Source organism: Brevibacterium sp. ACRRH, from assembly GCF_022346365.1.
GTDB classification, from domain to species: Bacteria; Actinomycetota; Actinomycetes; order Actinomycetales; family Brevibacteriaceae; genus Brevibacterium; species Brevibacterium paucivorans.
Genome location: NZ_JAKRMN010000005.1, coordinates 84,995 through 97,786, shown reverse-complemented (window position 1 = coordinate 97,786; position 12,792 = coordinate 84,995). Strand labels below are relative to the sequence as shown.

Annotated in this window: 11 protein-coding genes; all 11 read left to right on the top strand. The window is 58.8% G+C overall.

The features are described 5' to 3' along the window. Positions 1 to 291: 291 nt before the first annotated feature. The 11 genes from infB to MHX53_RS06470 all read left to right on the top strand — a co-directional run bounded on the left by infB (position 292) and on the right by MHX53_RS06470 (position 12,771). Entirely contained in the window at positions 292 to 3,297 is a 3,006-nt protein-coding gene (gene infB, locus MHX53_RS06520; RefSeq protein WP_204515735.1) for a translation initiation factor IF-2, read from the top strand. A gap of 17 nt (positions 3,298 to 3,314) precedes the next feature. Continuing rightward, complete coding sequence (rbfA, locus tag MHX53_RS06515) at positions 3,315 to 3,752, top strand: 30S ribosome-binding factor RbfA (protein WP_102238762.1); 438 nt, start codon at positions 3,315 to 3,317, stop codon at positions 3,750 to 3,752. Positions 3,753 to 3,859: 107 nt separating this feature from the next. Continuing rightward, positions 3,860 to 4,690, top strand: coding sequence for a hypothetical protein (locus MHX53_RS06510; protein ID WP_239271648.1), 831 nt, complete (start codon positions 3,860 to 3,862; stop codon positions 4,688 to 4,690). A gap of 3 nt (positions 4,691 to 4,693) precedes the next feature. Further along, positions 4,694 to 5,656 carry a tRNA pseudouridine(55) synthase TruB gene (truB, locus tag MHX53_RS06505; RefSeq protein WP_239271647.1) on the top strand — a complete coding sequence of 321 codons (963 nt, stop codon included), beginning with the start codon at positions 4,694 to 4,696 and terminating at the stop codon, positions 5,654 to 5,656. 65 nt (positions 5,657 to 5,721) lie between these two features. Next, on the top strand, positions 5,722 to 6,345 hold the full coding sequence (locus MHX53_RS06500) for a MarR family transcriptional regulator (RefSeq protein ID WP_239271646.1): 624 nt from the start codon (positions 5,722 to 5,724) through the stop codon (positions 6,343 to 6,345). Further along, a complete protein-coding gene (locus MHX53_RS06495) occupies positions 6,335 to 6,787 on the top strand; it encodes a hypothetical protein (protein WP_204515738.1) in 453 nt (150 codons plus the stop codon). The genes MHX53_RS06500 and MHX53_RS06495 overlap by 11 nt, the downstream gene beginning before the upstream one ends. Positions 6,788 to 6,848: 61 nt before the next feature. Continuing rightward, the gene (locus MHX53_RS06490; protein WP_239271645.1) at positions 6,849 to 7,799 is read left to right on the top strand and encodes a bifunctional riboflavin kinase/FAD synthetase; all 951 of its coding nucleotides are present in this window, start codon (positions 6,849 to 6,851) and stop codon (positions 7,797 to 7,799) included. Positions 7,800 to 7,954: 155 nt separating this feature from the next. Then, complete coding sequence (gene rpsO, locus MHX53_RS06485; protein WP_239271644.1) at positions 7,955 to 8,224, top strand: 30S ribosomal protein S15; 270 nt, start codon at positions 7,955 to 7,957, stop codon at positions 8,222 to 8,224. Between the two features lie 257 nt (positions 8,225 to 8,481). Then, a complete protein-coding gene (locus MHX53_RS06480; RefSeq protein WP_239271643.1) occupies positions 8,482 to 10,734 on the top strand; it encodes a polyribonucleotide nucleotidyltransferase in 2,253 nt (750 codons plus the stop codon). Positions 10,735 to 10,750: 16 nt separating this feature from the next. Beyond that, positions 10,751 to 12,040: a pitrilysin family protein gene (locus MHX53_RS06475; protein ID WP_239271642.1), complete on the top strand. Its 1,290-nt coding sequence runs from the start codon at positions 10,751 to 10,753 to the stop codon at positions 12,038 to 12,040. A 104-nt stretch (positions 12,041 to 12,144) separates the two neighbouring features. After that, the gene (locus MHX53_RS06470) at positions 12,145 to 12,771 is read left to right on the top strand and encodes a superoxide dismutase (protein WP_102238770.1); all 627 of its coding nucleotides are present in this window, start codon (positions 12,145 to 12,147) and stop codon (positions 12,769 to 12,771) included. The last annotated feature ends 21 nt before the right edge of the window (positions 12,772 to 12,792 follow it).

Sequence of the window (12,792 nt, the reverse complement as noted above, 5' to 3'; positions counted from 1 at the left end):
TCGTTGACTGCAGATACCCAACGCACACTTCCCGGAAGGGGAATGTGGATTCACCCTACACAAGCGTGTTGGAAAACAGCGCGGAAAAAGAACGCGTTCGCACGGGCTCTTCGGGTGCGCAACCTAGAAGTTCCCGATCTACCGATTACGGAAAGTAGTTAGCGAAATGGAAACCACGTAGTGAGTGCTCAGAAATGACACCCAGAATTATTGGTTGTGAGCAGTGAAATGAGATCTGTTCACTTACGATGAGGTTCCTTCCTGTCCGGAAGGAGCCCGGACAGGAGAAATGTGGCTAAGCCCCGTGTCCATGAGCTGGCAAAACAGCTCGGCACTACCAGCAAAGATGTGCTGGCAAAACTTGAATCAATGGGCGAATTTGTTCGTTCAGCATCTTCGACAGTTGAAGCGCCTGTCGTTCGGCGTTTGAAAGAACTGTACGCGTCGAACAGTGCAGACTCCGCTGGCGACAAGCCCGGAAGTGGCGCCAAGACCGGTGCTAAGAAGACAGCGACCAAGACCGCTGCATCGAAGAGCGCAGCTGCCAAGACTTCGGCAACAAAAACCACGGCTGCAAAGCCCGGAGCGACCAAGCCTGCCGCTACTAAGAGTGGCGACTCTAAGACCGCGGCTTCAAAGACCTCGGCATCTAAATCAGCGGCACCTAAGCCGGGTGCGCCTAAGGAAGCAGCTAAAAAGGACACTGCGCCTAAAGAAACAACTGCAAAGAAGACCCCGGCTCCTAAGCCCGCTCCAGCCGCTGGCAAGCCTGGCGCCGAAAAGTCGGACGCACCCAAGCCAGCTGCTCCCACCTCGGCACCTAAGCCAGGTGCTGCCGTACCTAAACCCGCACCCAAGCCGGGCGCTCCAAAGCCAGGTGCGCCTGCCTCGGGAGCTAAGCCCGGACCTAAGCCGGGACGCCCAGGGTCACGCCCGGGCAACAACCCGTTCGCTTCCTCGCAGGGTATGCCAAAACCAGGCGCCAAGCCCGGACCTAAGCCGGGACGCCCAGGATCGCGCCCGGGCAACAACCCGTTCGCTTCCTCGCAGGGTATGCCAAAACCAGGCGCCAAGCCCGGACCACGCGGAGGCGACGACCGTGCGCCACGCCCCGGCCGCGGACCACGCCCAGGTGGCGGTCCCAAGCCAGGACAACGTTCAGGCGCACCACGCCCCAACCCGGCGATGCTCAAGAATTCCGCTATCGCTAAGCCAGCACCGTCACGCGGTGGTGGCCCCGGTGGACCAGGAGGTCCCGGCGGCCCTGGAGGCCCAGGTGGACCTGGCGGGCCAGGTGGCCCAGGTGGCGGTCGTCCGGGTGGCGGTGGCCGTCCCGGTGGTCGCGGAGGTCGTGGCGGCCGAGGTGGCACCCAGGGTGCATTCGGTCGCGGAACCGGACGCTCGAAGGGACGCAAGTCCAAGAGGGCAAAGCGCCAGGAGCTCGAAGAGATGCAGGCTCCCGTCGTCGGCGGTGTCAAGGTGCCCCGCGGCGACGGCGAAACACCACTGCGTCTGCGTCGCGGATCCTCACTGGCTGACTTCGCAGAAAAGATCAACACCGACCCAACCAACCTGGTGACCGTGCTGTTCCACCTGGGCGAGATGGCAACCATCACTCAGTCGCTGGACGAAGACACGTTCCAGATTCTGGGTGAAGAGCTGGGCTACAAGATCCAGATCGTGTCCCCAGAAGACGAAGACCGTGAGCTTCTTGAAGCCTTCGACATCGACCTCGATGCGGAAGCAGAAGAAGATGAAGAAGACATGGTTCCACGTCCACCGGTCGTTACCGTTATGGGTCACGTTGACCACGGTAAGACCAAGCTTTTGGACGCGATCCGTTCGTCGAACGTGGTGTCGCGTGAAGCCGGTGGAATTACCCAGCACATCGGTGCGTACCAGGTGAGTGTGGACCACGAAGGCGACAAGCGCCCCATCACGTTCCTTGACACCCCAGGTCACGAAGCGTTTACCGCGATGCGTGCCCGTGGTGCCAAGTCCACTGACGTTGCGATCCTTGTGGTCGCAGCCGACGACGGTGTGATGCCTCAGACGATTGAAGCGCTCAACCACGCTCAGGCAGCAAATGTTCCGATCGTGGTGGCAGTGAACAAGATCGATAAGGAATCGGCGAACCCATCCAAGGTCATGCAGCAACTCACGGAATACAACCTGGTTGCTGAAGACTATGGTGGTGACACCATGTTCGTGCCTATTTCGGCGCTTCAGCGCAAGGGTATCGACGACCTTCTCGAAGCTGTTCTGCTCACCACGGATGCAGCTCTTGACCTGCAGGCCAACCCAGACAAGGCTGCGCGAGGTATCGCGATTGAAGCCAAGCTGGACAAGGGTCGTGGTGCAGTGGCAACGGTTCTGGTGGAGTCCGGAACCCTGCGCCAGGGTGACGCGATCGTGTGTGGCACCAGCTTTGGTCGCGTGCGTGCCATGTTTGACGAAAACGGCCAGCAGCTGGAAGAAGCCGGACCTTCACGTCCGGTGCAGGTGCTGGGTCTGTCGAGTGTGCCTCGGGCTGGTGACAGCTTCTTGGTCACGGACGACGACCGTACGGCGCGCCAGATCGCTGAAAAGCGTGACGCGATCGAACGTAACGCCGCACAGGCTCGCAGCCGTAAGCGCATTAGCCTCGAAGACTTCACCAAGGCCCTTGAAGAAGGCAAGGTTGACATGCTCAACCTCATTCTTAAGGGTGACGTCTCCGGTGCGGTCGAAGCTCTGGAAGACTCGTTGCTCAAGATCGACGTGGGCGACGAAGTGGACCTGCGCATCATCCACCGTGGCGTGGGTGCGATCACCGAAAACGACATCAACCTGGCAACCGTGGACAACGCGATTGTGATTGGTTTCAACGTGCGCCCTGAAGCCAAGGCCCGCGACCTCGCGGATTCGGAAGGCGTGGACGTGCGTTACTACTCGGTGATTTACGACGCGATCAACGACATCGAGTCCTCGCTGAAGGGCATGCTCAAGCCAGAGTTCGAAGAAGTCCACACCGGATCCGCCGAAATCCGCGAAGTGTTCCGTTCGTCCAAGTTCGGAAACATCGCAGGTTGTATGGTCAAGGACGGTGTCATCAAGCGCAACGCTGGTGCTCGCGTGACTCGCGACGGGGTTGTTGTGGGCGACAAGCTCACAGTCGAATCCCTGCGTCGCTTCAAGGACGACGCAACCGAAGTTCGCGAAGGCTTCGAATGTGGTATCGGTCTTGGAAGCTTCAACGACATTCGTGAAGGTGACATGATCGAGACGTTCGAAATGCGCGAAAAGCCACGTGACTAGTTGGAAGGACGTTTCTCATGGCTGACTCCACACGTGCCCGCAAAATTGCGGATCGCATCAAGGTGATCGTTGCGCAGACGCTGGAAAAGCGTGTCAAAGACCCGCGTCTGGGCTTCATTACGGTGACTGATGTTCGTGTCACGGGTGATCTGCAGAACGCCACCGTGTTCTACACGGTGTTCGGGGATGACGAGCAATTGGCGGCTACTAAGGCTGCTCTCAACTCCGCTAAGGGACTCATCCGTTCCGAGGTGGGGAAGGGTTTGCAGATTCGTCTGACGCCAAGTCTGGAGTTCGTTGCTGACTCGGTTCCTGCAGCTGCGGCTGAACTCGACACGCTGTTAGCAAAAGCACAGGAATCCGACGCTCGTGTGGCGGAACTCGCAAAGAATGCTAAACACGCTGGTGAGGCTGATCCGTATCGGAAGCCTCGCGAGGGTGAAGAGGATTTCTAAGAGAAATCTTTCACGCAGAGGCCCCTTGTTGTTTGACAGGGGGCCTCTGCTCGTTAAACTTTTCATTGGTAACAAAATGATCACGAGCATGTTAAGGGACTGTAGCGATGGGTAAGCACTCAGCACCGAAGAAGTCGAAGACCTCGGTTAGCGACTTTATGTCGGCAGTCGTTGGCACCAAGCCTCGTGGTCGCCGAGCAGGTGACAAAGCGACAACCGCAACCGGCGTGATGCGTAGCGTCCGCCGTCGCCCCATGCTCGCTGCTGTTGTAGTTCCAGTGGCAGCAGGTGCTGCTCTGGTGACCACTGCCACCATGGTGGCCGGCGGTAACGACAACAAAGACTCACAGGTAGTAGCAGAGTCGCACGCACCTGAGAATCAAGACTTCACCGCGTCGGAAGGAATTTCGGTCGACGGTAAGGACCAGGACATGTCTGCTTTTGCGTCCGGTCTGTCTAACGTTGGAGCAAAGTCGGCTCCAGAAGAAACGAAGTCCGCATCGTCATCCGGCTCGTCTGGATCGGCCGCAAGCTCGGGTTCTGGTGACTCGGTAGATCCTGGAAGCTCTGACAAGCCAGTGAGCGGTGCTCCATGTAGCGTCTCCGCATCCATTGAAGGCGGACTCACGCCAAACGCGATTTCCGCCTACCGTGCAGTGTGTGCGAACTTCCCGCAGGTCAAGTCCTACGGCGGACGCCGTAACGACCCAGGCTCGGACCACAACACTGGTCAGGCTATTGACGCGATGATTCGTGGCCAGGTGGGCGACGAGATCACGGCGTTCCTCATCAAGAACCGCAAAGAACTCAACATCAAGTATGTGATTTGGGAGCAGAAGATTTACGCACCTTACACCGGTTGGAAGGGCCGCCCCATGGAGAACCGTGGAGGCGACACTGCTAACCACTTTGACCACGTTCACATTTCGGTGAACTAATTCGTGGGCGCGTCAGCTCCCACCGGTATTCTCGTTGTCGACAAGCCCGGTGGCATGTCGAGCCACGCCGTTGTTTCGCGCGTCCGTAAATGGTTTGGCACATCCAAAGTTGGGCACGCGGGAACGCTCGACCCCATGGCCACAGGCGTTTTGGTTCTGGGCTTGGGAAAAGGAACTAAGCTTCTGACGTATTTGGTGGGTGCCGATAAAACGTATTCGGCCACCATCCGTTTGGGCGTTGGCACTCCTACCGACGATGCTGACTCTGCGCCCGACAGATTCGCCCCCGCGGACGCTATTCGTAACGTGGATCAGGCGTCGATTGCGCGTGGCGTTGAGCGCCTGACGGGGCACATTGAGCAAGTCCCCAGCGCAGTTTCTGCGATCAAAGTGGATGGCAAGCGGGCCTATGACCTGGTGCGCGCCGGAGAAGATGTGCAGCTCAAGGCGCGCACGGTCACGGTGTCGCGGTTCGAGGTTTCCGCGCCTGAACTCAGGGCTTGTGAGTACGACGCTTCACCTGGGTGCGAATGTGTAGACCTTGAAGCCAGCGTGGACTGCTCTTCGGGTACGTATATCCGTGCTCTTGCGCGCGACCTCGGCGACTCCTTGGGTGTGTACGGGCACCTGACGCAGTTGCGCCGTGACCGGGTAGGGCCGTTTACCCTTGACCGGGCCGTGGAGCTGCCGTCGTACGAGGCGTTGGGGGAGCGCGTGGAGCCGGCGCCGTTGATTTCTCTGGCCGAGGTGGCAAGCGCTGTCCTGCCCACCGTTGAGTTGTGTCGCGAGCAGGCAGTCGATGTGGCTCACGGTAAGTTCATTGATGCGCCGGCTGGTAGCGGGGAGCGTGTGTGCGCGGGGTTGTACAACGGCATCTTGGTCGCAGTGCTGGAGCCACGAGCTGGAGGGCGTGCTCTGAAAGTGGCTACTGGTTTTGCTCAACCCGCAGAACTTAACAACCATTAGAGGTTGTATTTCAATTAACAACCGTAAAGGGTTGTAGGTGCGCTGTTGTGCGATACACTTCTACTATGTACGTTTTGACCGTCGACCAGCAGAGCTCGCGCACTCAACCTGATCGCGTTCCTGAGCTTCTCAGAGCCGTTGAGGACGTGTCGACAGTCCTTCCATTTGTGCGAACCGTGGGCGATGAAGCTCAAGCGGTTTTAGATTCTGCGCCACAAGTTGTTCGCGCGTGCATTGCGATTGCGCGAGCAGGTCAGTGGTCAATTGGAATTGGCCTAGGTGAGGTGGAGTACCCCCTTCCGGACAGTTCGGATCAAGCTCGAGGTGAGGCGTTTATTGCAGCGCGCACCGCCGTTGAGACGGCAAAGAACTCGTGGTCACCACTGTGCGTGGAAACGGTTACCACCAGTGAAGACCATGTCAAGGACGCCCAAGACGCACAAACAGTTCTGCGACTCATGTTCGACCTGACTGCACGTGCCACCGACGCGCAATGGCAAGTGATCGACGCGCTGCGGAATACGCCTGGAGCCTCTCAAACGCAGATCGCTGAAGACCTCAACATCTCTCAACAAGCAGTGTCCAAATCTTTGCGAGCCGGGCGAGCTGAAGGCATCATGGAAGCGATTGACTGCGCTGAACGGTTACTCGACCGTGCTCACCAACCCTGGGAACCACATGCTCATTGATCTACTCATCGCTGCTGGCGCCGCGCTTCTTGCGGCAGTTGCGGGTTTACCTGTGACTTCTGGAGTCTTGCGGCTGGCAGCCCGCGAGGATGGGGCGGGTGAGAACGACCTCGGCGAGCTAGAAGGCGAGGACAGCACTGAAGAAAGCACTGAAGAAAGCGCAGAACCCAACGTTCCGGACCCAACCCCAACCGCCAGCACGGGTGTGATGCGCGGTGGCCTCATGATTGGGGTGTTGGAACGTGCGCTTGCGGCGGCCGCCGTGGCGCTGGGGCGAGGTGAGGTGTTAGCCGTCATCATCGCGGTTAAAGGTCTGGGCCGCATTCCTGAACTGAAGAATTCGCGGGCCGCGGGGGAGCGGTTCATCATTGGCACCTTCGCGTCGCTGGGCGTGGGGTGCGCTGTTGGGGCGGTCGCATTCTGGCTGACCCAGGTTGTGTAAAGTAATTCCTGGCTAGCGCTAGGTAGCCGTCTTATGTGTGCGCAGAAGTTAAGGAGTGCGTGTGGAGGTTCTTCGGTCCGCTGACGAGGCCACCGATCTATGCGCGCTGACCTTGGGCAACTTCGACGGCGTACACATCGGCCACCAGGCGGTCTTGCGCACGTTGGTGCGCGTGGCTGATGAGCGTGGTCTTTCCAGCCTGGCCATGACATTCGATCCGCACCCAGCGGCCGTACATCGTCCCGATCACAAACCCCAGCTCATTACGGGGCTGGATGAAAAGCTGGCGCGCATCGCGGCAACCGGTGTTGATGCCACCTTGGTGCAACCGTATTCGCTTGAGTTTGCCGATCAGAGTGCTGAAGAGTTCATCGAGTTCTTGGCTCGTGACGTGGGCGTGCGTGCAATCGTGGTGGGACGCGATGTGCGGTTTGGTCGTGGAAACGAAGGCGACTTGGCCACCTTGCAAAACCTGGGGCAGCGCCACGGAGTCGAAACCGTGGTGGCGGTCGACGACCTCGGCGACGGTGAGGGCCTTTCCCGAGTGTCCTCCACCCACATCCGCTCCCTGTTGCTGGACGGCAATGTGGAAGATGCTGCGCGCATGTTGGGCCGGCCCCATGTGGTGACCGGCACGGTGGTCAATGGCAACGCCCGAGGTCGTGAAATGGGATTCCCCACGGCCAACATCGGTGGCGACGTGGCTGGTTTGATTCCGTCTGACGGCGTGTATGCGGGGTGGGTGTACTTCGCTGATGGCCGGCAACAGCCTGGGGCGATTTCGGTGGGGTCGAATCCCACGTTCGACGGTGACGATCGTCGTGTCGAGGTCAATGTTGTGGGCGTTGAGTTCCCCGATATGGACGTGTACGGTGAGCCGGCGCGCGTGGAGTTTATAGCGCACATTCGTGGGCAAATCGAGTTTTCTGGCATGGACACGCTCATTGAACAGATGCGTGACGATGTGAAGAATGTGTCGGCGGTCCTGGAAGCGGAACGCCAGAAGCCGTAGGAAGGCGTAGGGCGGCGTAAGCCGGGCGACCGCTGAGTTCGCAGTGGTGGTGTGAATCGTGTTAAGGTAGTCTTTGCCGTTTTTCCGGCCGCGGTTCCATAGTGCTCGATGTAGAAGACTCGGGCGCCGCGCAACGAACATGCAAGGAGTAGCCAATGGCCCTTGATCCTAAGGTCAAGCAGGAAATCATCAAAGAATACGCAACCCACGAGGGCGACACCGGCTCTCCTGAGGTTCAGATCGCTGTTCTGTCGCGTCGTATCTCCGACCTGACCGAACACTTCAAGACTCACAAGCACGACCATCACTCACGCCGTGGTCTGCTGCTTCTGGTTGGTCAGCGTCGTCGCCTGCTCAAGTACCTGGCCGACACTGACATTGAACGCTACCGTGCGCTGATCGCACGCCTGGGTCTGCGTCGCTAAGATTTCATCGTTTGCGTATGTGAATACATAGGTGAACGAACTGCTGAAATCCCTCACCTGTTCGGGTGGGGGATTTTTTGTTCCCGATGCGCGCACAATGGAATACGTGACGTGCCCTCTTGATAGACTGACCACGTCCATGTCGCGGGAGCATGATCCGGTGGTCGACAGTGGCCTCCGCGGTGTAAACATCGCGTGGGTCTCGATCGATGACCGGGTAGACGCGCATAGAAGAAAAGGCGCCCCGCGGTCCATCAATGAACGGAGACATCTTGGGAATCAATCCCGAAACAGCTGTTGCAGTTATTGACAACGGCAAATTTGGAAAGCACGAAATCGAATTTGGCACCGGACGTTTGGCCCAGCAGGCCGCCGGATGCGCCACCGCAACTCTGGACGGCGAAACCACGTTGCTCTCAGCAACTGCCGTCAGCAAGAACCCACGTGAAGGGTTCGACTTCTTCCCGCTCACCGTTGACGTGGAAGAACGCATGTACGCAGCCGGGAAGATTCCTGGCTCGTTCTTCCGCCGTGAAGGACGCCCAACCACCGACGCCATTCTGGCTTGCCGCCTGATTGACCGTCCTTTGCGCCCGTCCTTCGTCAAGGGACTGCGCAACGAAGTTCAGATCGTAGTCACGGTGCTGTCCATGCACCCGGACCACCTGTACGACACGCTCGCAATCAACGCAGCATCCATGTCGACGCAGCTGGGTGGACTGCCGTTCTCGGGCCCAATTGGTGGTGTGCGCATCGCCCTCATCGACGGTCAGTGGGTTGCGTTCCCCAACTACTCGCAGCTGGAAAACGCCGTATTCGACATGGCAGTTGCCGGTCGCGTTGTGGGTGACGACGTCGCCATCATGATGGTCGAAGCAGAAGCCAGCGAAAACTCCTGGGACCTCATCCAGGGTGGCGCGCAGAAGCCTACGGAAGAGGTTGTTGCCGAAGGTCTCGAAGCTGCTAAGCCGTTCATCCGTGAGCTGGTGCGAGCTCAGCAGGAACTCGCCGACCGCGTAGCCAAGCCAACAGCAGAATTCGAACTCTTCAAAGACTACGAAGACGATGTCTACGAAGCTGTGCGCGAACTGGCGTGGGACAAGCAGACTCAGAACTTCCAGATCGCTGACAAACAGGAACGCGAAGCAGCGGGAGACCAGTTGCTCGACTCACTGCTCAACGACCTCGGCGAGAAATTCGAAGGCCGCGAATCCGAAATCGTTGGCGCGCTGAACTCCATGACCAAGGAGATCGTGCGCAAGCGCATTCTGACCGAACGCGTGCGCATCGACGGCCGTGGCCTCAAGGACATCCGCCCGTTGTCGGCTGAGACCAACATTCTGCCTCGCGTTCACGGTTCGGCACTGTTCGAACGTGGCGAAACCCAGATCATGGGTGTCACCACCTTGGACATGCTCAAGATGGAACAGCAGATCGACTCACTGACACCAGTGACGTCCAAGCGTTACATCCACCACTACAACTTCCCGCCATACTCCACTGGTGAAACCGGACGTGTGGGAAGCCCTAAGCGTCGCGAAATCGGACACGGTGCGCTTGCAGAACGCGCTCTTGTCCCTGTTATTCCGTCGCGTGAAGACTTCCCATACGCAATCCGCCAGGTGTCGGAGGCCTTGGGATCGAACGGATCTACATCCATGGGTTCGGTGTGTGCGTCAACCATGTCCCTGCTTTCGGCAGGTGTTCCACTGCGCGCACCCGTCGCCGGTATTGCTATGGGTCTCGTGTCCGACGTCATCGACACCGACCAGGGTAAGCAGACCGCATACGCTGCACTGACCGACATCCTGGGTGCAGAAGATGCCTTTGGTGACATGGACTTCAAGGTCGCCGGAACCAAGGACTTCATCACAGCGATCCAGCTGGACACCAAGCTCGACGGAATCCCAGCATCCGTGCTGGCCGCAGCGCTCAAGCAGGCTCGCGAAGCCCGCCTGGCGATCCTGGATGTGCTCACGGAAGCGATCGCTGAACCTGGCGAAATGGCCCCAACGGCACCACGCATCATCACCGTTAACATTCCAGTGGACAAGATCGGTGAGGTCATTGGGCCTAAGGGTAAGATGATCAACCAGATCCAGGAAGACACCGGCGCTGACATCTCGATCGAAGATGACGGAACCGTGTTTATTGGTGCCACTGACGGTCCAGCTGCTGAGGCTGCACGTTCAGCAATCAACGCGATTGCTAACCCGCAGGTTCCAGAAGTTGGTGAACGTTACTTGGGTACCGTTGTGAAGCTCATGAGCTTTGGTGCGTTCGTCTCGCTCACACCAGGAAAGGACGGCCTGCTGCATATCTCTGAGCTCAAGAAGCTCAACGGTGGCAAGCGCGTCGAAGACGCAGAAGACGTCCTGGGCGTGGGTCAGAAGATTCAGGTGGAAATCACCAAGATCGACGACCGCGGCAAGCTCAGCCTGCAGCCTGTCATCGAAGAAGACGCTGAATCTGCTGAAGAAGAAGCAAAAGAAGAAGCTAACGAAGACTAAATCTGCTGGTTGACTATTGCTAACAGAATCTCTCCTTGGGGAGGGTAGTGGGATCTATCGCACTACCCTCCCCAACGGTATTCGCGTTATTTCAGAAACAATCCCCGGGATCCAGTCCGAGACCGTAGGGGTGTGGGTCGGTTCAGGTTCGCGCGACGAAACTGACGACAACGCAGGCTCGACGCACTTCCTTGAACACATGCTGTTTAAAGGAACGGCCACACGCAGTGCAAAGGACATTGCGCGCACATTCGACCGCACGGGTGGCGAAGCGAATGCGATGACGGCCAAGGAATGCACGGCCTACTATTCGCGGTGTTTAGTCACTGACCTGCCAAACGTGTGCGCAACCCTGTGGGACATGGTGCTCTCATCCACGTTGGACATCGACGAGTTTGAGCGCGAACGCACCGTGATCCTCGACGAACTGGCCATGGGTGCTGATGACCCGGAAGACGTCCTGTTCGAATCGTATGACGAACTGATCTACGCTGGGTCACCTTTGGGCCGGCCGGTGGGCGCCACAAAAGAACGAATCCAGGCGCTGGTTCACGATGAACTTCTGCACCACTACCGGGATGCGTACGTGGGGCCCAGGTTGATCTTTTCAGCCGCTGGCGGGGCCGACCACGAAGACCTGGTTGACCTTGTCTGGCGCGCGACCCAGCACCTGCCGGAGGTTGCAAATCACGCAGCGACCACCTCGGCCCGGGTGACCCCCGTCTTTTCACCGGGGGAGCGGCACATTGCCCGCCCCACCGAGCAGCAGGGGCTCATCATGGGAGTCGCGGGGTTGCACGACGGCCACGACGACCGGTTCACGCTCACCGTCCTGGCGTCACTGTTGGGTGGTGGCATGTCCAGCCGTTTGTTCCAGACCGTGCGTGAGGAGCGCGGCCTGGCGTATGCGGTCCACACGACGGGGTCGCAGTATTCGGACGTGGGGGACTTTGGGATCTACGCCGGGTGCGCGCCCGCGGTTGCCCAGCAGGTAGTGGACTTGTGCGTTGAGCAGTGTCAGCGGTTGGCAAGTGATGGCCCCATGACCACCGAGGTGGCAGACACCGCCGCGCAAGTGTCGGCTGCCACTGTGTTGGGGATGGAGTCGACTGCGGTTCGGATGAACCGGCTAGCCAAGAGTGAGTTGTCCAACCGGCCCTTGGTCGATGCGACTGAGCTGGTTGAGCGGGTGCGTGGCGTGACGGCCGAGGACGTGCAGACGCTTGCGCAGAGGTTGTTCAGTGGGCCGTGGGCGCTGTGCTCGCTGGGGCCTGCGGACAACGTGCGGTTGAACTCTAAACTCTGACGATAGTCTCAGTTGCGCAAACGTTGTAACGTCCACGTTTGCGCGATAGGCTCAAATTAGTGGTGGTCAGACGACTACCAGCACGTTTTTTGAGGAGGAATAACATGGTTGAGCAGTACACGCTCCCGGACCTGCCCTACGACTACGCAGCACTTGAGCCACACATTTCGGCCAAGATCATGGAACTTCACCACGACAAGCACCACGCCACCTATGTCAAGGGCGCAAACACCGCTCTTGAGCAGATGGCTGAAGCTCGCGAAAAAGGCGACTTCTCCACAATCGGCAAGCTGTCGAAGGACCTGTCCTTCAACCTGGGTGGACACGTGAACCACTCCATCTTCTGGAACAACATGAGCCCAGACGGTGGCGACAAGCCAGAAGGCGAACTCGCAGCGGCAATCGACGACCAGTTCGGTGGCTTCGAAAAGTTCCAGGGACAGTTCACTGGTGTTGCTACCTCGATCCAGGGGTCCGGTTGGGCAATCCTGGGTTGGGACATGCTGGGCCAGCGCCTCACCATCGAGCAGCTGTACGACCAGCAGGGCAACGTTCAGGTTGGATATGTGCCACTGTTGCAGCTGGACATGTGGGAGCACGCGTTCTACCTCGACTACCAGAACGTCAAGCCTGACTACGTCAAGGCATGGTGGAACGTTGTGAACTGGGAAGACGTCGCGGCTCGTTTCGACCGCGCACGCAACCAGACCAAGGACGTTTTGCTGGGCTAAGAGCTCACGCGCTACACGTGC